The sequence below is a fragment of the Paracoccus haematequi genome (assembly GCF_900631945.1).
Classification (GTDB): Bacteria; Pseudomonadota; Alphaproteobacteria; order Rhodobacterales; family Rhodobacteraceae; genus Paracoccus; species Paracoccus haematequi_A.
Window position 1 is genome coordinate 15,434 of sequence record NZ_UZWE01000029.1, and the last position, 21,718, is coordinate 37,151.

The 21,718-nt window shown below is 68.4% G+C and carries 19 protein-coding genes and 1 pseudogene; 8 read left to right on the plus strand and 12 right to left on the minus strand.

Going from position 1 to position 21,718, the window contains the following annotated elements; genetic code table 11:
* Positions 1-43: 43 nt before the first annotated feature.
* The 5 genes and pseudogenes from PARHAE_RS22240 to paaG all read right to left on the minus strand — a co-directional run.
* Positions 44-289: pseudogene (locus PARHAE_RS22240) on the minus strand (LAPAL motif-containing putative phage structural protein); the annotation flags it as partial.
* A gap of 69 nt (positions 290-358) precedes the next feature.
* Entirely contained in the window at positions 359-958 is a 600-nt protein-coding gene (locus PARHAE_RS08775; protein ID WP_126154240.1) for a TetR/AcrR family transcriptional regulator, read from the minus strand.
* Positions 959-1,039: 81 nt separating this feature from the next.
* Positions 1,040-2,350: a phenylacetate--CoA ligase PaaK gene (paaK, locus tag PARHAE_RS08780; protein WP_126154241.1), complete on the minus strand. Its 1,311-nt coding sequence runs from the start codon at positions 2,348-2,350 to the stop codon at positions 1,040-1,042.
* Between the two features lie 22 nt (positions 2,351-2,372).
* The gene (gene paaI, locus PARHAE_RS08785) at positions 2,373-2,798 is read right to left on the minus strand and encodes a hydroxyphenylacetyl-CoA thioesterase PaaI (protein ID WP_206436903.1); all 426 of its coding nucleotides are present in this window, start codon (positions 2,796-2,798) and stop codon (positions 2,373-2,375) included.
* Positions 2,799-2,812: 14 nt separating this feature from the next.
* Positions 2,813-3,607, minus strand: a complete 795-nt coding sequence (gene paaG, locus PARHAE_RS08790; protein WP_126154243.1) for a 2-(1,2-epoxy-1,2-dihydrophenyl)acetyl-CoA isomerase PaaG — start codon at positions 3,605-3,607, stop codon at positions 2,813-2,815.
* A 114-nt stretch (positions 3,608-3,721) separates the two neighbouring features.
* Here paaG and paaN point away from each other — a divergent pair, with 114 nt between their 5' ends.
* The 7 genes from paaN to PARHAE_RS08825 all read left to right on the plus strand — a co-directional run bounded on the left by paaN (position 3,722) and on the right by PARHAE_RS08825 (position 11,837).
* Positions 3,722-5,350, plus strand: coding sequence for a phenylacetic acid degradation protein PaaN (gene paaN / locus PARHAE_RS08795; RefSeq protein WP_126154244.1), 1,629 nt, complete (start codon positions 3,722-3,724; stop codon positions 5,348-5,350).
* 23 nt (positions 5,351-5,373) lie between these two features.
* A complete protein-coding gene (locus tag PARHAE_RS08800; RefSeq protein WP_126154245.1) occupies positions 5,374-6,516 on the plus strand; it encodes an ABC transporter substrate-binding protein in 1,143 nt (380 codons plus the stop codon).
* Between the two features lie 69 nt (positions 6,517-6,585).
* The gene (locus PARHAE_RS08805; RefSeq protein ID WP_126154246.1) at positions 6,586-7,458 is read left to right on the plus strand and encodes a branched-chain amino acid ABC transporter permease; all 873 of its coding nucleotides are present in this window, start codon (positions 6,586-6,588) and stop codon (positions 7,456-7,458) included.
* Position 7,459: 1 nt separating this feature from the next.
* On the plus strand, positions 7,460-8,416 hold the full coding sequence (locus tag PARHAE_RS08810; RefSeq protein WP_126154247.1) for a branched-chain amino acid ABC transporter permease: 957 nt from the start codon (positions 7,460-7,462) through the stop codon (positions 8,414-8,416).
* Positions 8,413-9,204: an ABC transporter ATP-binding protein gene (locus tag PARHAE_RS08815; protein ID WP_126154248.1), complete on the plus strand. Its 792-nt coding sequence runs from the start codon at positions 8,413-8,415 to the stop codon at positions 9,202-9,204. Before PARHAE_RS08810 ends, PARHAE_RS08815 begins: the two co-directional genes overlap by 4 nt.
* Positions 9,191-9,892 carry an ABC transporter ATP-binding protein gene (locus PARHAE_RS08820; protein ID WP_126154249.1) on the plus strand — a complete coding sequence of 234 codons (702 nt, stop codon included), beginning with the start codon at positions 9,191-9,193 and terminating at the stop codon, positions 9,890-9,892. Before PARHAE_RS08815 ends, PARHAE_RS08820 begins: the two co-directional genes overlap by 14 nt.
* Before the next feature lies 1 nt (position 9,893).
* On the plus strand, positions 9,894-11,837 hold the full coding sequence (locus PARHAE_RS08825) for a 3-hydroxyacyl-CoA dehydrogenase NAD-binding domain-containing protein (protein WP_126154250.1): 1,944 nt from the start codon (positions 9,894-9,896) through the stop codon (positions 11,835-11,837).
* A gap of 9 nt (positions 11,838-11,846) precedes the next feature.
* Here the strand turns inward: PARHAE_RS08825 and PARHAE_RS08830 are convergent, their stop codons facing one another.
* The 6 genes from PARHAE_RS08830 to msuE are packed head-to-tail and all read right to left on the minus strand — an operon-like array spanning position 11,847 to position 17,271.
* The gene (locus PARHAE_RS08830) at positions 11,847-12,611 is read right to left on the minus strand and encodes an ABC transporter ATP-binding protein (RefSeq protein WP_126154251.1); all 765 of its coding nucleotides are present in this window, start codon (positions 12,609-12,611) and stop codon (positions 11,847-11,849) included.
* Positions 12,608-13,576, minus strand: a complete 969-nt coding sequence (locus tag PARHAE_RS08835) for an ABC transporter substrate-binding protein (protein ID WP_126154252.1) — start codon at positions 13,574-13,576, stop codon at positions 12,608-12,610. Before PARHAE_RS08835 ends, PARHAE_RS08830 begins: the two co-directional genes overlap by 4 nt.
* A gap of 29 nt (positions 13,577-13,605) precedes the next feature.
* Positions 13,606-14,424: an ABC transporter permease gene (locus PARHAE_RS08840; RefSeq protein ID WP_126154253.1), complete on the minus strand. Its 819-nt coding sequence runs from the start codon at positions 14,422-14,424 to the stop codon at positions 13,606-13,608.
* A 4-nt stretch (positions 14,425-14,428) separates the two neighbouring features.
* Entirely contained in the window at positions 14,429-15,781 is a 1,353-nt protein-coding gene (locus tag PARHAE_RS08845) for an LLM class flavin-dependent oxidoreductase (RefSeq protein WP_126154254.1), read from the minus strand.
* An 11-nt stretch (positions 15,782-15,792) separates the two neighbouring features.
* Positions 15,793-16,698 (minus strand): TauD/TfdA dioxygenase family protein, encoded by a 906-nt coding sequence (locus PARHAE_RS08850; RefSeq protein ID WP_126154255.1) that lies wholly within the window; start codon positions 16,696-16,698, stop codon positions 15,793-15,795.
* 15 nt (positions 16,699-16,713) lie between these two features.
* A complete protein-coding gene (gene msuE, locus PARHAE_RS08855; protein ID WP_126154256.1) occupies positions 16,714-17,271 on the minus strand; it encodes an FMN reductase in 558 nt (185 codons plus the stop codon).
* A 365-nt stretch (positions 17,272-17,636) separates the two neighbouring features.
* Between msuE and PARHAE_RS08860 the strand changes: the two genes are divergently transcribed.
* On the plus strand, positions 17,637-19,136 hold the full coding sequence (locus PARHAE_RS08860; protein ID WP_126154257.1) for an FAD/NAD(P)-binding protein: 1,500 nt from the start codon (positions 17,637-17,639) through the stop codon (positions 19,134-19,136).
* On the opposite strand, the gene acnA is transcribed toward PARHAE_RS08860, so the two are convergent.
* The gene (gene acnA / locus PARHAE_RS08865; protein ID WP_126154258.1) at positions 19,131-21,704 is read right to left on the minus strand and encodes an aconitate hydratase AcnA; all 2,574 of its coding nucleotides are present in this window, start codon (positions 21,702-21,704) and stop codon (positions 19,131-19,133) included. The genes PARHAE_RS08860 and acnA overlap by 6 nt on opposite strands.
* Positions 21,705-21,718 lie beyond the last annotated feature (14 nt).

Sequence of the window (21,718 nt, forward strand, 5' to 3'; positions counted from 1 at the left end):
TCAGCTCTTTCGCTGTCGCAATGCGTTCTTTATGGCCTGTTGCATAATCAATCATGTCAACCATTGCCGATAGAAAAGAAACATCAATGCTTAGAATGGCGTCAAAACTGCCCTCAGCTGTTGCTTTAACCATCAACCGCGCCTCGGCTCGGTCGCCATTAATAGCCTGATTGGCACGTTTTACGATGTTGCCAAGAGCAAGCAGAGCTGGCGCTAGATCGGCAACGTCGATCTGATGTTCTGCAAACGCAGGTCCATCAAAAATGAACTTAAATGACTTCTCGCTCATAACACTTCCGTATTTTTCGTAGAGATAGCAGGCAGATTCGCTTATGTCTCGGGGGAAATGCGCTCACCCTCACCGAACCGCCTTGATCCCCTCCAGGATCAGCGTCGTCGCCACGTCCGCGTAATCCTCGCGGCTGATGCGGCCGCCGTCCTTGAACCACATGTAGACCCAGTTCATCATCCCGAACAGCGACATGGTGACGGGCATCAGCAGCGGGCGTTCGCGGGTGTTGAGATCCGGGTTGATCTGGTCCAGCACGGCGGAAAACCGCTTCACGATGCCGCGTTCGACCGCCATGATCTGCGCCTTCTGGTCGTCGGTCAGGGCGGCGGTCGCGTTCAGCTGGACCTTGTGCTGATTGTCGGCGCCGCGATAGCTTTCCAGCACCGCCCCCACCAGGCTGCGCAGCCGCTGGTTGGGCGGCAGGGCGGGGTCGTCGGCGGCCTCGATGGCGTCCTGCAACTCCTCCAGATGCGTCATGATGATCGCGAAGATCAGCGCATCCTTGGAGGGATAGTAATGATACAGCAGCGCCTTGCTGACCTGGGCCTGCTGGGCGATCTGGGACATGGACGCCTTGTCCATGCCCTGTTCGGCAAAGACCAGGGCCGCATGGTCCAGGATGCTGCGGCTCTTTTCCTCGAAATCCTGTGCCCGCGTTCGCGCCATGGGATCACTTTCCTGATGGACGGTCGTGTGCCGCTTTAGCGGGCGGGGGCGGCAGAGTCACCACCGCCTCCGCGCGGGCCGTCATTCTTTCGGGCGGTTGTCGATCACCCGCTTGGCCTTGCCTTCGGACCGGGCGATACCGCCGGGATCGCGCACCTCGACCCTGGTGGACACGCCCACCACCGACTTGATGTGATGCGCCAGTTCCCTGGCCGAGGCCGCGCGGGCGTCGCTGTCGGCGTGATCCTCGGCGCATTCGACATGGACGGTCATGTTGTCCATGCGGCCAGACCGCCCCAGTTCGATCTGGAAATGCGGGGCAAGGCCCGCGCATTTCAGGATCTGCTCCTCGATCTGGGTGGGGAAGACGTTGACGCCGCGCAGGATGATCATGTCGTCGCTGCGCCCGGTGATCTTCTCGATCCGGCGCATCGACCGGGCGGTGCCGGGCAGCAGGCGCGTCAGGTCGCGGGTGCGGTAACGCACCATCGGCAGGCCTTCCTTGGTCAGCGTGGTGAAGACCAGCTCGCCCATCTCGCCGTCGGGCAGGACTTCTCCGGTCGCGGGATCGATGATCTCGGGATAGAAGTGGTCTTCCCAGATGTGCAGCCCGTCCTTGGTTTCCACGCATTCCATGGCGACGCCCGGACCCATCACCTCGGACAGGCCATAGATGTCGACGGCATGCATGTCGAAGGCCTCCTCGATTTCCTGGCGCATGGCGTTGGTCCAGGGCTCGGCGCCGAAGATGCCGACCTGCAAGGACGACTGGCGCGGGTCCAGGCCCTGGCGGCGGAATTCGTCCAGGATCGACAGCATGTAGCTGGGCGTCACCATGATGATGCGCGGCTTGAAGTCGTGGATCAGCGTCACCTGCCGTTCGGTCATGCCGCCCGACATCGGCACCACCGTGCAGCCCAGCCGTTCGGCGCCGTAATGCGCGCCAAGCCCGCCGGTGAACAGGCCATAGCCATAGGCGTTGTGCAGCATGTCGCCGGGCCGCCCGCCGCCCGCGCGGATCGACCGGGCGATCAGGTTCGCCCAATGGTCGATATCGGCCTGGGTATAGCCCACGACCGTCGGCTTGCCGGTGGTGCCGGACGATCCGTGGATGCGCACCAGCTTCGATTGCGGCACGGCGAACATGCCGAAAGGATAGCAGTCGCGCAGATCCTGCTTCACGGTGAAGGGGAATTTCGCAATATCCTTCAGCGACTTCAGATCCTCGGGGTGGACATCGGCCTTGATGAACTGGTTGCGGTAGAAGGGCGAGTTTTCGAAGGCGTGTTTCAGCGACCGCTTCATGCGGTGGAATTGCAGCGCCTCGATCTCGTCGCGGGATGCGGTCTCGATCGGGTCCAGATCCTTGGGATTCGGGGTCAGGTCTTCCATGGTTTCCTCCCTGGAAATGCGGTCAGGCGGGCAGGTGCGTGCCCTTGACGGTACGCGAATGGCCGCGGAACTCGGCCACGTGTTCGCCGTCCTGGTTGGTGATGCGGATGTCGTAGATGCCCGACCGCCCCCGGCGCGACGTTTCCGTGGCGGTGGCGGTCAGCCGGTCGCCGATGCGGCCGGGGATCAGGTAGGTGATCGAGCAATGCTGCGCCACGACCATCTGGTTGTAGCTGTTGCAGGCGAACGCGAAGGCGCTGTCGGCCAGCGTGAAGATATAGCCGCCGTGGCAGTTGCCGTGGCCGTTCGACATCGCCTCGGTGACGGTCATGGACAGCGTGGCCTGGCCGGGGGCGATATGGTCCAGGGTCATGCCAAGCCGCTGGCTGGCCGAATCGTTGTTCCACATGGCGCGCGCCGAGGCTTCGGCGATTTCCTGCGGGGTCATGTCGCAGACGGGTTTCATCGGCCGGTGAACCGTGCGGGACGCTTTTCCAGGAAGGCGGTGACGCCTTCGGCATAATCGGCGCTGCGGCCCGCCTGCTGTTGGGCGTCGCGTTCGGCGTCAAGCTGCTGGTCCAGGCTGCGGGTCGCGGCATCCTGGATCAGCCGCTTGGTCAGACCCAGGCCCAGGGTCGGCCCGGCGGCAAGGCTGACGGCAAGCGCCTGCGCCTGATCCATCAGGTCGGCGTCGTCCACGGCCTTCCAGATCAGCCCCCAGTCGGCGGCTTTCTCGGCGGGCAGCGGTTCGGCCGTCAGCGCCAGGGCCTTGGCGCGGGGTTCGCCCAGGATGCGCGACAGGCTCCAGGTGCCGCCCGCGTCAGGGATCAGCCCGATCTTGGCAAAGGCCTGGATGAACTTCGCCGATTTCGCGGCCAGGACGATGTCGCAGGCGAAGGCGATATTGGCCCCCGCCCCTGCCGCCACGCCGTTGACCGCGCAGACGACCGGCTTTTCCAAGGCGCGGATCAGCCGCAGCGTCGGGTTGTAGAAGCTGTCCAGCGTCGCCCCCAGATCCGGCGCAGGTCCGCCCTTGCGCGGGTCGCGGTCGCCCAGATCCTGGCCCGCGCAGAAGCCCCGCCCCGCCCCGGTCAGCAGCACCGCGCGCACGTCCGAATCGTCATGCGCCCGCTGGACGCCCTCGCGCAGCGCCAGGTGCATCTCTTCGTTGAAGGAATTCAGCTTGTCGGGGCGGTTCAGCGTCAGCGTCAGAACGCCGTCGGCAAGCGCCGACAGCACCGTCCGGGATGCGGTCATGGTCTTCTCCCTTGCGCGTCGATTTCTCGAAGCTCCTCGCAGAAAGCTGTTGCATAAACCGACCGGCCGGTCAATGATATTCGCAAGCCGGAGGAGGAACCGGCGGAGGAGCCGATGACAGACCTGTTTGCCCGACATCGCCGGATGCTGGAGGATGCCGTCCAGGCCCTTCACGCGCGCCGTTTCTGGACCCCCTTCCCCGAGGTGCCCAGCGGCAAGATCTATGGCGAAACCGCAAAGCTGGACGGCGACGCCGCCTATGCCGCGCTGCTGGGGCGCGGTTTCGTCCTGCCCGGCCATCCCGAACAACGCCGCCTGGGCACCGAGGTCTCGCCCTGGGGCGAGGCGCTGCGAATCACCTATCCGGCGGCGGATGCGCCCGCGCTGATCGCGGCGGCGCAGGGGGCGGCGGACGCCCTGGCATCGGCCGGCGTGGAAACCCGCGTCGGCGCCTGCCTTGAGATTCTGGTCCGGCTGAACCGCATCAGCTTCCTGCTGGGTCATGCGACCATGCACACCACCGGGCAGGCCTTCGCCATGGCCTTCCAGGCGGGCGGTCCCCACGCGCAGGATCGCGGGCTGGAAGCGGTCGCCGTCGCCTGGGCCGAAATGACCCGATATGCCGACGCCGCCCGCTGGGAAAAACCGCAGGGCAAGGCTGCGGCCCTGGTCATCGACAAGCACTGGACGCTGGTGCCTGCGGGCATTTCGCTGGCCATCGGCTGCAACACCTTCCCGACCTGGAACAGCTATCCCGGCATCTTCGCCAGCCTCGCCACGGGCAACCCGGTGATAGTGAAGCCTCACCCTGCCGCGATCCTGCCGCTGGCCCTGACCGTGCAAGTCGCGCGCGGGGTGCTGGCGGAGGCGGGCCTGCCCGCCGATGCGATCCTGCTGGCGGTGGACGAACCAGGGGCCGAGATCACCAAGCCCTTGGCCAGCGACCCCGCGGTGCGGCTGATCGACTATACCGGATCGTCCGCCTTCGGCGCCTGGCTGCGGGAAAACGCCCGGCAGGCGCAGATCTTCACCGAGGAGACCGGCGTCAACAGCGTCGTCATCGCCGCCGCCGACGATTTCGACGGCATGTGCGCGAACCTGGCGTTTTCGCTGTCGCTCTATTCCGGGCAGATGTGCACCTCGCCGCAGAACCTTTACGTTCCGGCGCAGGGCATAGACACCGATCAGGGGCACAAGTCCTTCGATCAGGTCGCAGCGGGCCTGGCCCAGGCCATCGACACGCTGCTGGCGGATCCGAAGCAGGCGGCGGGCATCTGCGGCGCCATCGCCAACCCGGCGACGCGGGACCGCGTGGCCCGCGCCCGTGACCAGGGCCGCGTGGTCCGTGACGGCACGCCGCTGCTGCTGGCGGTCGAGGCCGACGCCCCCGTGGCGCAGGACGAATGCTTCGGCCCCGTCGCCTTCCTGATCCCCTGCGCGGATGCCGACGACGGCATCGCCCGCGCCGCCGACCTGGCCGCGGCCAGGGGCGCCATCACCGCCGCGCTCTATGACACCGACGACGCCCGCATCCGCCGGGCCGTCGCCGCCTTCGCCCGCGCGGGCGTGAACCTGTCGGTCAACCTGACCGGCAACATCTTCGTCAACCAGTCGGCGGCCTTCAGCGATTTCCACGTCACCGGCGCGAACCCGGCCGGAAACGCCAGCCTGACCGACACCGCCTTCGTGGCGACCCGCTTTCGCCGCGTGATGTGGCGCAGGCCGGCCGCCGCCCCCGCTTGACTAGTTCTCTGGGAGGAGACGACATGCAGAAGACCCTGACCACCACCGCCCTTGCCACCGCTCTGGCGCTTGGCGCCACCGCAGCATCCGCCGAAATCCGCATCGGCGCATCGGTCTCGGCCACCGGCCCGGCCGCCTTCCTGGGCGACCCCGAGGCCAAGACCCTGGAAATGCTGGTCGAACAGATCAACGAACAGGGCGGCATCAATGGCGAGGAGATCGCCCTGACGCTGTATGACGACGGCGGCGATCCGAACAAGGCGCGCACTTTCGCCACCCGCCTGATCGAGGATGACGAGGTGGTGGCCATCATCGGCGGATCGACCACCGGCACCAGCATGTCGATCCTGTCGGTGGCCGAGGACAACGAGGTTCCCTTCATCTCGCTGGCGGGCGCGATCGAGATCATCGACCCGGTGAAGCCCTTCACCTTCAAGACCCCGCATACCGACCGCATGGCCTGCCAGAAGATCTTCGAGGATATGCAAAAGCAGGGGATCACCACCATCGGCATGATCTCGGGCACCGACGGCTTCGGCGCGTCCATGCAGGCGCAGTGCAAGGACGTGGTGGGCGAATACGGCATCACCGTCGCGGCGGACGAGACCTATAACCCGACCGACGCCGACATGACCACGCAACTGACCAAGATCCGCAACACCCAGGGCGTGCAGGCGGTGCTGAACCCCGGTTTCGGCCAGGGGCCGTCCATCGTGACGCGCAACTATCGCCAGTTGGCCATCGACCTGCCGCTGTATCAGTCGCATGGCGTGGCGTCCGACGGCTTCATTGAACTGGCGGGGGCGGAAGCCGCCGAGGGCGTGCGCCTGCCCGGCACCGCGCTGCTGATCGCCGACCAGCTTGGCGCGGACGATCCGCAGAAGCCGGTAGTGGACGCCTACAAGACCGCGTTCGAGGAGAAGACCGGCACCCCGGTCGGCACCTTCGGCGGCTATGCCAACGATGCCTTCCTGATCCTGACCGACGCCATCAAACGCGCCGGCAGCGCCGAACCCCAGGCCATCCGCGACGCCATCGAGGCGACCAGCGGCCTGGCGGGAACGACCGGCATCTATACCATGTCGCCGGAAAACCACCTTGGCCTGGATCTGTCCGCCTTCCGCATGTTGCAGATCAAGGGCGGCGAATGGACCGTGGTGGAATGATCCGCCGACCGCCGCGCCCCTGATTGTTAGGACAGTCAGGGCGCGGCATCCCTGCCAGAGAGGGTCATCATGCCGGAACTTCTGCAATTCCTGTTTTCGGGCGTGACGGTGGGCGCGGTCTATGCGCTTGTCGCGCTTGGCTTCACGATCATCTACAACGCATCCGACGTGGTGAACTTCGCCCAGGGCGAATTCGTCATGCTGGGCGGGATGCTGACCTTCGTCTGCCATGCGGCGGGGCTGCCCCTGCCGCTGGCCGCGCTGATCGCCATCGCCGCAACCTCGGCCATCGGCGTGGCGATGAACAAGCTGGCGATCGAACCCGCGCGCGGCGCCCCGGTCGTGTCGCTGATCATCATCACCATCGGCGCATCCATCTTCATCCGAGGCGGCGCGCAACTGCTGTTCGGCAAGCAGATCCACAGCTTCCCTGCCTTTTCCGGCGACACGCCGCTGCGCATCGGCGGCGCCACGATCCTGCCGCAGAGCTTGTGGGTGATCGGCGGCGCGGTGGTGGTCTTCATCGGGCTGTGGCTGTTCTTCACCCGCACCCTGACGGGGCGGGCGGTGCTGGCCACGTCGAACAACCGGCTGGCCGCGCAACTGGTGGGCATCAACACCAATTTCGTGATGACGCTGTCCTTCGCGCTGTCGGCGGGCATCGGCGCGCTTGCGGGGGTGCTGGCGACGCCGATCACGCTGACATCCTATGACGTGGGCCTGGCCTTCGCGCTGAAAGGCTTTGCCGCCGCGATGCTGGGCGGCATGGGCAACCCCAAGGGCGCGCTTGCGGGCGGCTTTTTGCTGGGCCTGCTGGAGGCGCTGACGGCGGGATACCTGTCGTCGCAATACAAGGACGCGGCGGCCTTCGTGGTGATCCTGCTGGTGCTGTTCTTCATGCCGCAGGGCCTGTTCGGCCGCAAATCCGTGGATCGGGTGTGATATGAAGCTGACCCCCAAAACCGCCACGCTGCTGGTCCTGGTCCTGCTGGTCGCGCTGTCGCCGGTGCTGTTCCCCTCGGGCTATTACTATCGCGTCGGCGCGCTGATCTTCGTCAACGCCATCGCCGTCACGGGCATCGTCATCCTGACGGGCTATGCGGGCCAGATCAGCCTGGGCCATGCCGGTTTCGCCGGGATCGGCGCCTATGCCTGTGCGCTTGCGCCCGTGCATCTGGGCCTGCATCCGTCGCTGGCCCTGGTCCTGGGCGCCGCGATCTCGGGTCTGCTGGCCTTCCTGGTCGGCCGTCCGATCCTGCGGCTGAAGGGCTATTATCTGGGTGTGGCGACCCTGGGCTTCGGCATCCTGGTGTCCATGGTGCTGAACAACGAACGGCAACTGACCGGCGGTCCCGACGGGATGGAGGTGCCGGATCTGGGCCTGCGCGGACTGCTGAAGGATGCGGGCCTTGACCTGACCAACGGCCAGTTCTGGTATTTCCTGTGCGGCATCGTGCTGATCCTGGGCGCATGGCTGGCGCTGAACCTGTTCAACAGCCCCACCGGCCGCGCCCTGCGTGCCCTGCACGGATCCGAGGTCGCCGCCCGCACCGTCGGCGTCGACGTGGCGCGGCTGAAATTGCAGGCCTTCGTGATTTCCGCGGTCTATGCGTCCGTGTCGGGATCGCTGCTGGCGTTGCAGAACAAGTTCATCACCCCGGACGTGGCGGGCTTCATGCATTCGATCGAGATGGTGACGATGGCCGTCCTGGGCGGCGTCGGCTCGGTCCTGGGCGCGATCTTCGGCGCGGCGGTGCTGACGCTTCTGCCGCAGGTGCTGACGGTGTTCGCCGAATACGAACAGCTGGTGCTGGGCCTGGTGATGATGCTGGTGATGATCTTCCTGCCGCAGGGCCTGCTGCCGTCGATCCTGCGCAAGATCCGGGGGAGGGACGAATGAGCGTGCTTCTGTCAGTCGAGGGGCTGGGCATCAGCTTCGGCGGCCTAAGGGCCGTGAACGAGGTCAGCTTCACCGTCCGGCCGGGCGAGATCACATCGGTCATCGGGCCGAACGGCGCGGGCAAGACGACGCTGTTCAACATGATCTCGGGCGTCTATCGGCCGGGATCGGGGCGCGTGGTGCTGGACGGGCAGGACGTGACCGGCATGGCCCCGCATCTGCTGGCCCGGCGCGGCATGTCGCGGACCTTCCAGAACCTGCAAATCTTCCAGTCGATGACCGTGCTGGAAAACGCCATCGCGGGCTATCATCTTCAGGAACGGGGGCCGGTGCTGGCGGATCTGCTGGGCCTGCCCTCGTCCCGCCGCCGCGCGACCCAGGCGCAGGACGGCGCGCGCAAGCTTCTGGCCCGCGTGGGGTTGGACCGCGCCGCCGAACGCGAGGCCGGAAACCTGTCCTATGGCGCGCTGAAACGGCTGGAGATCGCCCGCGCCCTGGCGCTGTCGCCCAAGATCCTGCTGCTGGACGAACCCGCCGCAGGCTGCAACGCCGTCGAGACCGAGGAGATCGATCACCTGATCGCCGAGGTCGCCCGATCCGGCGTGGCGATCCTGCTGGTCGAACACGACATGAAGATGGTGATGCGGATTTCGAACCACATCGTCGTGCTGGATCATGGCGAAAAGATCGCCGAGGGCGACCCCGCCAGCGTCAGCCGCAACCCGGCGGTGATCGCCGCCTATCTTGGAACGGATGCAGAAACGGGGGCCGCCCATGCTGACGGTTGAGGGGCTGCGGTCGCGCTATGGCCGGATCGAGGTGCTGCACGGCATCGACCTGACCGTCGAATCGGGCGAGATCGTGACGGTGGTCGGCGCCAATGGCGCGGGCAAGACGACGCTGCTGAAATGCCTGTCGGGCACGCAGCCCGCATCCGGCGGCACGATCACCTTTCGCGGCGAAAGCCTGACCGGCGTTCCCGCCCATCGCCGCCCCGCGCGCGGCCTGACCCAATCGCCCGAGGGGCGGCAGATCTTCACCAACCTGACGGTCGAGGAGAACCTGCGCCTGGGGGCCTATCTGTTCACCGACGACCGCGTGGAAAAGGACATGGAGGACGCCTTCCAGATGTTCCCGATCCTGCGCCAGAAACGCAACCTTGCGGCGGGCGGGCTGTCGGGCGGGCAGCAGCAGATGCTGGCCATGGCCCGTGCGCTGATGGGGCGGCCGTCCTGCCTGCTGCTGGACGAGCCGTCGATGGGTCTGGCGCCGATCATCGTCCAGCAGATCTTCGATGTGGTCAGCGGGCTGAAGGCCCTGGGCGTGACCGTCCTGCTGGTCGAACAGAACGCCTTCGGCGCGCTGAAGATCGCGGATCGCGGCTATGTCATGGAAACCGGCCGCATCACCATGTCCGGCGCGGCGGCGGATCTGATCGCCGACCCGCGCATCCGCGAAGCCTATCTGGGGATCTAGCATGTCCGTTCTGACCATCGCCCGCGACGGCGCCATCGCCACCGTCACCGTGGACAACCCGCCCGTCAACGCGCTGTCGCAGGCGCTGCGCCAGGGGCTGTGGGACGCGGTCGCCACGCTGGATGCCGACCCCGAAATCCGCGCCGTGGTGCTGATCTGCGCGGGCCGCACCTTCATCGCCGGGGCCGACGTGACCGAATTCGGCAAGCCCCCGCAGGAACCCCACCTGCCGGATCTGGTAGACCGGATCGAGGACGCGCAAAAGCCCTGGATCGCCGCCATCCACGGATCCGCACTGGGCGGCGGGTTCGAGGTGGCGATGGGCTGCCGGTTCCGCGTGGCGCTTGACAGCGCGTCCGTGGGCCTGCCCGAAGTCACCCTGGGCATCGTGCCCGGCGCCTCCGGCACCGTGCGCACCCCCCGTCTGGCGGGGGTCGAGGCCGCCGTGGATCTGGTCACATCGGGCAAGCCGGTGCGCGCCGCCAAGGCGCTGTCGCTGGGCCTGATCGATGCCGTTTTCGCGGACGACCTGCACACGAACGCGCTTGCCTTCGCGCGCGAGGCGCTGACCCGCGACCTGCCGCCGCCGGTGTCCCTGCGCCCGATCACCGCCCCGAATGCCGCCTTCTGGGAAGACCGCCGCAAGACCGTGACGAAGGCCGCCAAAGGGGCCGAGGCGCCGCTGCGGGCGCTCGACTGCCTGCGCAAGGCGGCCGAGGCGCCCTTCGCGGAAGCCATGGCCTACGAACGCCAGACCTTCCTGGACCTGCGCGGATCGGACCAGGCGGCGGCGCTGCGGCATGTGTTCTTTGCCGAACGCGCCGCGCCCCGCCCTGCGCATCTGCGCGACGTGGGCCCCCTGCCCCTGCGCCGCGCGGGCGTGATCGGCGGCGGCACCATGGGCGCGGGCATCGCCGCCGCGCTGCGCGATGCGGGCATTCCCGTCACCCTGATCGAACGCGACGACGAGGCCCTGGCGCGCGGCACCGCCACCCTGCGCGCCATCTTCGACGGCGCGGTGAAGCGCGGCAAGCTGACGGATGCGCAAGCCGACGGCCGCATGGCCGGTGTCGCCGCCACCACCGATTACGCCGCGCTGTCCGACGCGGATCTGGTGATCGAGGCCGTGTTCGAAGACATCGCCGTCAAGCGCGCCGTCTTGGACCAGCTCGCCGCCGTCTGCCGCCCCGATGCGGTGCTGGCGACCAACACATCCTATCTGGACCCCCGGCTGATCGCCGAGGGGCTGCCCAACCCCGGCCGCTTCATCGGGCTGCATTTCTTTAGCCCCGCCAATGTCATGCGCCTGCTGGAGATCGTGCCGGTCCCCGAGACCGCGCCGCAGACGCTGGCCAGCGGCTTTGCCCTGGCGCGGATGCTGAACAAGATCCCTGTCCAGTCCGGCATCTGCGAGGGCTTCATCGGCAACCGCATCCTGAAACGATACCGCGCCGGGGCGGAAGCCCTGCTCCGCCAGGGCGTCCCCATTGCGGACATCGACGCGGCCATGCGCGGCTACGGCTTTGCCATGGGCCCCTTCGAAGCGCAGGATCTGGGCGGGCTGGACATCGCTTTCCTGCAACGCGAGGGCGCGCGGGCGGCAGGGCGGGACGTGCCGGAAACGCTGGGCGACATCCTGGTCCGCGCGGGCCGCAAGGGGCAGAAGACCGGCGGCGGCTGGTACGACTATGCGCCGGGCGACCGCAGGCCGCAGCCGTCCACCGCCGTTTCGGACCTGCTGGCCGGGCGGATCACCGGCGCCGTGCAGATGGACCACGACGCCATCGCCCGGCATCTGGTGGCCGAGATGGCCGCCGAGGGCCGGGCGATCCTGGACGAAGGCATCGCCGCGCGGGCGTCCGACATCGACCTGGTGGAAATCCACGGCTATGGTTTCCCCCGCTGGCGCGGCGGGCCGATGTTCGCCACCGGCCGGCAGGGATAGCGGCGGCGCCTAGTGCAGGCCGAATTCGGCCATCAGCAGGCGGCGCATTTCGACGAAGCCCGCTTCGCTGCGGTCTCGGGGGCGGGGCATGTCCACCTCGATCAGGCGCGGAACCGTGCCGGGATCGCGCGACAGGACCAGCACACGATCCGCCAGGAAGATCGCTTCCTCAAGATCATGCGTCACCAGGATCATGGTGACGTTTTCCTCGCGCCAGATGCGTTCCAGTTCCTCTTGCATGGTTAGCTTGGTCATCGCGTCAAGCGCGCCCAGCGGTTCGTCCAGCAGCAGGATTTCCGGCTGCACGGTCAGCGCGCGGGCGATGCCGACGCGCTGCGCCATGCCGCCCGACAACTGCCGGGGCCAGGCGCCCTCGAAATCCGACAGGCCGACCAGCCGGATATAGCGGCGGGCGCGGTCGCGGGCGAGGCTGCGCGGCACGCCCCGGACTTCCAGCCCGAAGGCCACGTTTTCCAGCACCGTCAGCCAGGGCAGCAGGCGCGGTTCCTGATAGATCACCGCGCGTTCGGTGCCGACGCCCTGGACCGGGCGGCCGTCGATCAGCACCTGCCCGCCATCGGCCCGTTCCAGCCCGGCCAGCAGGCGCAAAAGCGTGGTCTTGCCGCAGCCCGAAGGCCCGACGATGGCCAGGCTTTCGCCGCCGCGAATGTCCAGCGACAGGTTGCGCAGCACCGGCAGGGGCTGGCCGTTCAGGGTGAAGGTCTTGGAGATGTGGCGCAGCGCCACCTCTCCGCGCAGGGCGGTGGCAGTCATCTGGCGGCCACCTCCTCGGCCGTGGTCAGCAGCACGTCGCTGGCCTTCAGCTGGCCTTCCGGCAGCTTGCCCTCGCGCACCAGAACGTCGATCCAGAACTGGATGTCGCGTTCGGTGGGCAGCCCGCCCGGACGCACGCCGAAGCCCGCGAAATACTGCGCGACCTCGGGATTCTCGCCGCGTTCCTTCAGGACGCGGGCCAGGATCTCGCGGGTTTCCTCGGGGTTTTCACGGGCATAGTCCAGGGCGCGGGCCGACTGCCTGACGAAGTGCTGGGCGGCCTCGGGGTGATCGGCGACCCAATCCTTGCGCAGCACGGTGAAGCCGCCCGCGATGTCGCCCAGGATCTGGTTGTCGTCGAACACTTCGCGCAGCCCGCCCGTCTTGCGGGCCGCGCCCTCGAAGGTGGTCTGCCAATAGCCGAAGGCCGCGACATCCACCTGGCCCGACCGCAGCACCTGTTCAAGCTGCGGCCCCGGCACCGTCACCAGATTGGCGGCGTTCTCCGGCAGACCCTTCTGGTGCAGCGCCTCGCGCACGGTGTAATCCAGATGGGCGCCCAGCGTGTTGACGGCGACGGTCTTGCCCTGGATATCCTCGACCGTCCTGATCGGGCTGTCCTCCAGCACGTAGAAGATCGACTTCACGTCCTTGTTGATGCCGTTGGTCGGATAGGCCGCGACGAATTCGTTGCCGCCGATGATCGAGTTCAGCACCGCAGCCGTCGCCGCGCTGCCGATATCGACCGATCCGCCCGCCAGGGCCATCAGCGATTCCGGCCCGCCCGAGGCATAGCCCACGGTTTCCACGGTGACGCCGGTGCCGTCGAAATAGCCCAGTTCCTGCGCCAGTTCATGCGCCGCGATGCCGCCATGGCTGGCCAGATAGCGCAGGGTCACGTCCTCGGCCCAGGCCGGGGCGGTCAGCGCGGTCGAGAGCGTCAGAGAGATCAGAACGTGTTTCATGATGGTGGTATCCTTAGGAACGGGGGGGATCAGCGGTCGGTCACGGACCAGCGGCACAGGCGGCGTTGCAGCGCGACCAGCACGGCGTTGGCGGCCAGCCCCAGGAAGGCCAGCAGGAAGATCGCCGCGAACATCAGCGGGATCTGGAAGTTGTATTGCGCGTTCATCACCTGGAAGCCGACGCCCTTGTTCGCGCCGATCATCTCGGCCGCGATCAGCAGCAGCAGGGCGGTGGTGGCCGACAGGCGCAGCCCGACGAAGATCGCGGGGACCGAGGCGGGCAGGATCACCCGGCGGAACACCTGAAGATGCGTCGCGCCATAGCTGCGCGCCATCTCGATCAGCTTGCGGTCGACCTCTTTCACGCCGCCGATGGTCGCCAGCAGGATCGGAAACAGCGTGGCCCAGAAGATCACGAAGACCTTCGATGTCTCGCCCAGGCCCAGCAGCAGGATGAACACCGGATAAAGCGCCAGCGCCGAGGTCTGGCGGAACAGTTGCAACAGCGGATCGAGCGCGCGTTCGATGGCGGGAAGCTGGCCCATCAGCAGGCCCAGCGGAATGCCCAGCACCACGGCGGCGACGAAGGCCGTGCCCGCGCGTTGCAGGCTGATGGCGATGTCGTCCAGCAGGGCGCCGCTGGCGATGCCGTCCCACAGCGCCACCGCGATCCTGTCCAGCGGCGGAAAGACGGCGGGGCTGACCCAGCCCAGCGTGCTGGCCACCTGCCACAGGACCACGAAGCCGATCACCAGCCCCCAGCGGGACAGGAACCGCCCGGCGCCGTCGCGCAGCGCGCGGGCCGGGTCGGGGCGGGTGCGGGGGGTGTCGAGTGTCTGGATGGCCATAGGATCACTCCGCTGCCTGGGCGGCCGCGCGGGCGGCGGCATGGCGGTTGATCGGGAAGGGCAGGCCCAGGTTCTCGCGCAGGGTGCGGCCTTCGTATGCGGTGCGGAACAGCCCGCGCCGTTGCAGTTCGGGGATCACCAGGTCGATGAAATCGGTCAGGCCGGTGGGCAGCCAGGGCGGCAGGATGTTGAAGCCGTCGGCGCCCTCGTTCTCGAACCAATCCTGGAGCACGTCGGCGATCTGGGTGGCGCTGCCGACCACCGTGAAATGGCCGCGCGCCGAGGCGACCCATTGGTAAAGCTGGCGGATCGTGAAGTTGTTGTCGTCGGCGATCTGGCGGATCAGCGCCTGGCGCGACTTCATCCCCTCGGTCGGCGGCGCGGGCGGCAGGGGGCCATCCAGGTCATAGCCTTTCAGGTCCAGCGTGCCGCCGGTCAGCCCGTTCAGCAGCGCCACCCCGTCCTCGGGGCGGATGAGGCTGGTCAGGCGGTCGTATTTCTCGCGCGCCTCGGCCTCGGTCCGGCCCACGAAGGGCGAGACGCCGGGCATGATCAGGACATGCGACGGGTCGCGGCCCAGCCCCAGGGCGCGGGACTTGATGTCGCGATAGAATTCCTGCGCCGTGTCCAGCCGCTGATGGGCGGTGAAGATCACTTCCGCCGTCGCGGCGGCCAGGGCGCGGCCGTCGTCGGACTGGCCCGCCTGCACGATCACCGGATGGCCCTGCGGGGACCGGGGCACGTTCAGCGGCCCCTCGACCTTGAAATGCTCGCCCTTGTGATGGGCGCGGTGCAGCTTGTCCCGGTCGTAGAAGGTGCCGCTGTCCTTGTCGCGGATGAAGATGTCGTCCTCGAAACTGTCCCACAGCTTCTTCACCACATCGACATGTTCCGCCGCCCGCCGATAACGGAAGGCGTGCGGATGCTGCTGGTCCAGGTTGAAGTTCCGCGCCGCCGCCTCGGTCGCGGTCGTCACCACGTTCCAGCCCGCGCGCCCGCCCGAAATCAGGTCCAGCGAGGCGAATTTGCGCGCGGTGTTGAACGGCTCTTCGTATGTGGTCGAGGCGGTGGCGATGAAGCCCAGATGCGAGGTCTGCGTGGCAAGCGCCGCGAACAGCGTCACGGGCTCGAACCCGGCGATCCGGGCCGGGCCGCCCTCGGACAGGCCGCCGGTCGAGGTGGCAAGCCCGTCGGCCAGGAAATAGGCGTCGAACAGGCCGCGCTCGGCCTCTTGCGCAAGCTGGACATGGAAGTCGAAATTGACGGCGCCGTCTGCCGGCTGGTCGGGATGGCGCCAGCTGGCGATATGCTGGCCGCCGCCGGGAAGAAAGGCGCCAAGGCGGATCTTGCGGGTCATCGGATGCTCCTTCAGGCGGGGATCAGGGGGGTGCTGGCACGGCCGTCGACGCCCACCGGCACGTCGCCGTCCAGGGTGATGCGGCGCACGACGCGATGGGCGTCGCCGTAATCGTTCACGGCGATATGCTGGGTGGCGCGGTTGTCCCAGATCACCACGTCGCCCGCCTGCCACCGCCAGCGCACGGTGTTTTCGGGCGCGGTCACATAGGCTTGCAGGATGTCGTAGATGCGCAGCGATTCCTCGCGCGAGAGGCCTGCGATGCGTTGCAGGAAGCTGCCCAGCACCAGGACCCGCTCGCCCGTTTCGGGATGGACGCGGACCACCGGATGCTCGGTCTCGAACACCTCGCGGCGGAAGACCTGTTCGTAATGCTCGCGGTCCTTGTCGCTGGCCCTGGGGCGCTGCGCGGCATAGTCATAGGCGTTCGAATGGACCGCCCGCAGCCCGTCCGCCAGATGCCGCAGCGGTTCCGGCAGGTCGGCATAGGCGGTGGCGGTATTGGCCGAGATCGTGTCGCCGCCGACCGGCGGGATCACCACGCCGCGCAGCACGGACGCCTTGGGATAGGCGGGCACGAAGGTCACGTCGGTATGCCAGCGATCCGCCCGCCCGCCGCCCTTGCTGCTGTCCAGTTCCAGGATCGAGGCGGTGCCCGCCACCACCGCCTGCGTGGGATGCGGCGCCAGATCGCCCAGGCGGCGCGCGAACGCCTCTTGCGACTGGTCGTCCAGATGGTGCTGGCCCCGGAAGAACAGCACCTTGTGGCGCAGCAGCAGCGATTCGAGGTCGGCCAGGGTGGCATCCGGCAGGTCGGCCGACAGGACGATGTCGCGGATCTCGGCCCCGATGCGGGGGGTGACAGGCAGCACGGTGTCGGCGGGGATCGTGGCGGCGAAGGTTTCGTGGCGGGTCATGGCGGTCTCCTTCGGTCAGGCGGCGGTGGACAGCGCCGCGTGGCGGCGTTCGACGAAAGGGGCGAATTGCGTGACGGCGCGGTCCAGCCGGTCCAGCAGCGCGGGTGCGGCGGGCTGGCCGCCGCAGAAATCCGCGCCACCCGCATAGACGCCGGTCGGCAGAACGGCGGCCTCGAAGAACGCGAACAGCGGGCGCAACTGATGCTCGATCACCAGGGCGTGCTTGTCGCCGCCGCCGGTCGCGGTCAGCAGCACCGGCTTGCCCGCCAGGGTGGCCGGGTCGATCAGGTCGAACAGGTGCTTGAACAGCCCCGCATAGCTGCCCTTGTAGACCGGGCTGCCGACGATCAGCGCATCCGCCGACAGGATGTCGCCGACGATGCCGCGCGCGGTGGGATCCAGGTCGTCCAGCGTCGCCGCCCGCCCCAGCGACGGTTGCAGATCGGTCAGGTCATAGGTGACGGCGGTGCCGCCGAACCGCAGGGCGGTGCGGCCCGCCGCCTGTTCGACCAGGGCGCGGGTCCGCGACGGGCTGCTGAGGCTGCCTGCGAAGGCGGCGATGCGGAGGGTCATGGGCTGCTCCTGAAAAGACGATTTCTCTTGTCGTGAATATTGCGTGAAGCCGGTCTTGCAGCCATTCCAAAGGTCGCGCCGGTTTTGGGGCATGGCTGTCGGCAAGCCCCGCCCAAAGAGGAAATCCTTCTGTCGCGGCAACGGTGCCTCGGCCGCGGCGCGGGAAGGAATTCAGGGTCAACCGCGTGGCGGCGAACAGGATCGTTGTCGGCGGGGGCTTTCGGGAAAGGATTTTCCCTCTCGCGCGCCAAGATTGGAACGCCGAAAGACGACCAATGCGCTAGATTAAACGGATCAAGGAGAATCCCGATGCCCCGGAATCCGTTTGTCGCCCAGCACCTGCCCCGATGTCGGAGGATCCGGCCATGACCCAGGCCCTGCGCGCGTCGCCCCTGCGCCCGGCCTCACCCGCGCCGCATGTCGTCATCATCGGCGGCGGCGCCAGCGGCGTCCTCATGGCCGCGCACCTGCTGTCGCGGCCTGGCGCGCGCCTGCGCGTCACCCTGGTCGAGGGGCGGAACATGCTGGGTTGCGGCATCGCCTATTCCACCGACGATCCGCAGCATCTGCTGAATACCCGCGTCCAGAACATGAGCGCCTTCCCGGACGATCCCGACCATTTCCGCCGCTGGCTGGAATCGCATCGCACAGCGGCCGGGGACGCGGTGGACGGGGATGGCGCGGCGACGGCGGCATCCTTTGTCAGCCGCCCGACCTATGGCGCCTATCTGGCAAGCCTGCTGGCGCCCTGGCTGTCCGGGGCGGGTGCGGGGGCGTCGCGGCTGTCCTGCATCCGCCAGACCTGCCTGCGGATCGGCGGCGGCGGGGCGCTTCTGACGGTGCATCTGGACAACGGGCGCAGGCTGCTGGCCGACCAGGTGGTCCTGGCGACGGGCCATGTCCTGCCCGAACCCGATCCTGCGGGCATCCTGTCGGGCGCATGGCAGCCGCTGGGCGACCTGGATCCCGACGGCCGGGTCATCATCATCGGCACCGGCCTGTCGATGGTCGACCAGGTGCTGTCGCTGATGAACCGCAACCATCGTGGAGAGATCCTGGCCCTGTCCCGACGCGGGTTGATCCCGCGCCGCCACGCCGCCGCCATCCCCCTGCCGATCGCGGCCGAGGACGTGCCCCTGGGGGCCAGGGCCAGCGTCCTGTTCCGCTGGGCGCGTGGCTTGGCCCGGCAGGCGGCGCGGGACGGCGGCGGCTGGCGCGATGCCGTCGACGGCATCCGCCCCCATGTGCGCCGCTTGTGGGCCTCGCTGCCCTTGGCGGAACGGGCGCGCTTCCTGCGCCATGCCGCGCCCTGGTGGGACATCCATCGCCACCGGATGCCGCCGCAATCGGCGGACCGGATCGCGGACGCCCTGGCCTCGGGGCAGTTGCGGCTGATCCGGGGCCGCTTCGCGGGCGCGGACCGTGGCCCGGACGGCGGGCTTGTGGCGCGGATCGCCCAGCCCGGCGGCGCGGCGCGCGAGATCCGGGCCTGCCGGATCATCGATTGCCGGGGGATCCTGCGCGATCCCCGGCAACATGCCTCGCCCCTGGTCGCGGACCTGATCGCCAGCGGCCGCGCCCGGATCGACCCGATGGGAATCGGGCTGGACGTGTCGCCCGATTGCGCGGTGATCGACGCCGCCGGGATCCCCTCGACCCGGCTGCACGCCATCGGCCCGGCATCCCGCGCGGCCTTCTGGGAAATCACCGCCATCCCCGACATCCGCGAACAGACCACGGCCCTGGCCCGGCGGATCGAGGCCTTGACCCCCGTGACGCCCCGGCCGGGTTACGGCGCCGACACGGACTGGGCAATGGCTACATGCAGGGCGAGCGTCCCTTCAGGACCAGAATGCAGGTCATGATTTCCCGCCAGGCACGTCCGCGCCTTGCGTGACCCGATCCAGGATCAGCGGCATCAGCCCGCCCTGCGCCAGGGTCTCGACCTCCAGGCTGGTCTCGATCGCGGCAGCGGCGTCCATCGTCTGAACCGCGCCCGAGGCCCGGCGCAGCGTCACGCGCACAGGCGCGCGCGGCGACAGGCGGGCGGGATCCAGGTCCAGCTCGATCCGGTCCCGCGCTGTCAGGGCCAGCGACTGCGGGGTGACGCCATCGGGCAGGCGCAGCGGCAGGATGCCCATGCCGATCAGGTTCGACCGATGGATCCGCTCGAACCCCACGGCAAGCACCGCGCGGGTGCCCAGCAGCGCCGCGCCCTTGGCGGCCCAGTCGCGCGACGACCCCATGCCATAGCGTTCGCCCGCGACGATCACCACCGGGACGCCCTGGGCGCGATACAGGTCCGCCGCCTGCCACAAGGGCAGGACCGCGCCGTCGGGCAGGACGGTGCTGCCGGGCGGGATCTCCGGGGCCAGCAGGTTCCGAACCGACCTGTTGGTGAACAGCCCGCGCAGCATGGCCTCCCAGTTCCCGCGCCGGGACGAGAACACGTTCAGGTCGTTCTCTGGGTCGCCCCGTTCGATCAGATAGCGCCCGGCCTCGCCCCCTTTCGGAATGGCCCCTGCGGGAGAGATGTGGTCGGTGGTGATGTCGTCGCCCAGGACCAGGATCGGGGCGGCGCTGATCCGGGTGTCTCGCGGCGCGGGAAAGGCCGCGAAAGGCGGGCGGCGGATATAGGTCGATGCCGGATCCCAGGGGAACAGCGGCGTGGCGGGCGCGTCGAGGTCGCGCCACAGCCGGCTGGCCTCGGCCTGGTCATAGGCGGCGGCGTAATCGGCGCTGTCCTGCGCCAGGGCCAGCGCCGCGTCGATGTCCGCCCCCGTGGGCCACAGGTCGGACAGCCGGACGCCGGGCGCGATGTCGTCATGCAGGATGTCGCGTTCCACGTCCCCCGCCAGGGCGAAGGCCACCACCAGGGGGGGCGAGGCCAGGAACCCGGCCTCAAGCTGCGGATGGACCCGGCCCGGAAAGTTGCGGTTGCCCGACAGGACGGCGACCTGCAACCGGCCGTCCGCCTGCGCCCGAACCGCGCTGTCGGGCAGCGGGCCGGAATTGCCGATGCAGGTGGTGCAGCCATAGCCGACGATGCCGAAGCCCACCGCCTCCAGATCCTCAAGCAGCCCGGTGCGGCGCAGATACCGTTCGGCGGTGGGCGATCCCGGCGCCAGCGAGGTCTTGACATGCGCGGGCGGGCGCAGCCCCAGGGCGCGGGCCTTGCGCGCGACCAGCCCGGCGGCGACCAGCAGACGCGGATCGCTGGTATTGGTGCAACTGGTGATCGCGGCGATGGCGACGGCGCCGTCCGGGGCCTCGCCCCGCGGCGCGGGCCGGGGCGCGCCGCGCAGCACATGGGTGGCCTGGGCGGTGGCCGAGGCCGCGATGCGGTCCTGGGGACGGCGGGGACCGGCGACACTGACCTGGACCTGGGCCAGATCCAGGTCCAGCGTGTCGGTGAACACCGGGGTTTCACCAGGGTCGAACCACAGCCCCTGGCGGCGGCAATACCCCTCGACCAGGGCGCAATGATCGGCGCTGCGCCCGGTCTGGCGCAGATAGGCGATGGTCGCGCCGTCGACGGGAAAGAACCCGGAATTGGCCCCGAATTCTGGCGTCATGTTGGCGATCACCGCCCGGTCGCCCGCCGACAGCGTGGCAACCCCCGGCCCGAAGAATTCCACGAAGCGGTCCGCCAGATCCACGCGCCGCAGCCGTTCCGTCACGGTCAGCGCCAGATCGGTGGCCGTCACCCCATCCGGCAGGCGTCCGGTCAGCCGCACGCCCACCACATCCGGGACGCGCAGCATCACCGGCATCCCGAAGAAGACGCTTTCCGCCTCGATCCCGCCGACGCCCCAGGCCAGGACGCCGATGCCGTTGATCATCGGCGTGTGGCTGTCGGTGCCGATCAGCGTGTCGGGCATCATCCAGCCGTCGCGGGTGGTCACGACGGTGGCCAGCCGTTCCAGGTTCAGCGTGTGCATGATGCCGGTGCCGGGCGGATGGACGCGGAAATTCGACAGCGCGTTCGTGGCCCATTTCATGAAGCGATACCGCTCGGCGTTGCGGCGGTATTCGTTTTCGATGTTGCGGGCCATCGCGCCGGGGGCGGCCCAGGTATCGACCGCCAGCGAATGGTCGGTCGAGACATCGACCGGCAGCACCGGGTTCAGCAGCGCGGGGTCGTGGCCCGCCTCGGCCAGGGCCGACCGCATGGCGGCGATGTCCACCAGGGCGGGGCCGCAGGTGGTGTCGTGCATCAGCACGCGGCCCGGCAGAAAGGCGATCTCGGCCGTGCTGCGCCCGTGGTCCAGCCAGGACAGGATCGCGGCCCGCCCGCCCTTGGCGTCGCCGCCGCTGCGCAGCACGTTTTCCAGCAGCAGGCGATGGACATGCGGCAGGCGCGGCAACGCGGGACCGGCGGCCGCCGGCAGGTCGATGATCCTGTATCCGTCATGGGTCGCGGCAAATTGCATGATGATCCCCCCGC

Coding starts and splice junctions, on each gene's coding strand:
- PARHAE_RS08850 (WP_126154255.1), bottom strand. CDS start 16,698: ATGACCCGCCACGAAACCTTCGCCGCCACGATCCCCGCCGACACCGTG.
- PARHAE_RS08815 (WP_126154248.1), top strand. CDS start 8,413: ATGAGCGTGCTTCTGTCAGTCGAGGGGCTGGGCATCAGCTTCGGCGGC.
- PARHAE_RS08825 (WP_126154250.1), top strand. CDS start 9,894: ATGTCCGTTCTGACCATCGCCCGCGACGGCGCCATCGCCACCGTCACC.
- paaG (WP_126154243.1), bottom strand. CDS start 3,607: ATGACCGCATCCCGGACGGTGCTGTCGGCGCTTGCCGACGGCGTTCTG.
- PARHAE_RS08810 (WP_126154247.1), top strand. CDS start 7,460: ATGAAGCTGACCCCCAAAACCGCCACGCTGCTGGTCCTGGTCCTGCTG.
- PARHAE_RS08775 (WP_126154240.1), bottom strand. CDS start 958: ATGGCGCGAACGCGGGCACAGGATTTCGAGGAAAAGAGCCGCAGCATC.
- paaN (WP_126154244.1), top strand. CDS start 3,722: ATGACAGACCTGTTTGCCCGACATCGCCGGATGCTGGAGGATGCCGTC.
- PARHAE_RS08845 (WP_126154254.1), bottom strand. CDS start 15,781: ATGACCCGCAAGATCCGCCTTGGCGCCTTTCTTCCCGGCGGCGGCCAG.
- acnA (WP_126154258.1), bottom strand. CDS start 21,704: ATGCAATTTGCCGCGACCCATGACGGATACAGGATCATCGACCTGCCG.
- PARHAE_RS08835 (WP_126154252.1), bottom strand. CDS start 13,576: ATGAAACACGTTCTGATCTCTCTGACGCTCTCGACCGCGCTGACCGCC.
- PARHAE_RS08830 (WP_126154251.1), bottom strand. CDS start 12,611: ATGACTGCCACCGCCCTGCGCGGAGAGGTGGCGCTGCGCCACATCTCC.
- PARHAE_RS08840 (WP_126154253.1), bottom strand. CDS start 14,424: ATGGCCATCCAGACACTCGACACCCCCCGCACCCGCCCCGACCCGGCC.
- msuE (WP_126154256.1), bottom strand. CDS start 17,271: ATGACCCTCCGCATCGCCGCCTTCGCAGGCAGCCTCAGCAGCCCGTCG.
- PARHAE_RS08820 (WP_126154249.1), top strand. CDS start 9,191: ATGCTGACGGTTGAGGGGCTGCGGTCGCGCTATGGCCGGATCGAGGTG.
- paaI (WP_206436903.1), bottom strand. CDS start 2,798: ATGACCCCGCAGGAAATCGCCGAAGCCTCGGCGCGCGCCATGTGGAAC.
- PARHAE_RS08800 (WP_126154245.1), top strand. CDS start 5,374: ATGCAGAAGACCCTGACCACCACCGCCCTTGCCACCGCTCTGGCGCTT.
- PARHAE_RS08860 (WP_126154257.1), top strand. CDS start 17,637: ATGACCCAGGCCCTGCGCGCGTCGCCCCTGCGCCCGGCCTCACCCGCG.
- PARHAE_RS08805 (WP_126154246.1), top strand. CDS start 6,586: ATGCCGGAACTTCTGCAATTCCTGTTTTCGGGCGTGACGGTGGGCGCG.
- paaK (WP_126154241.1), bottom strand. CDS start 2,350: ATGGAAGACCTGACCCCGAATCCCAAGGATCTGGACCCGATCGAGACC.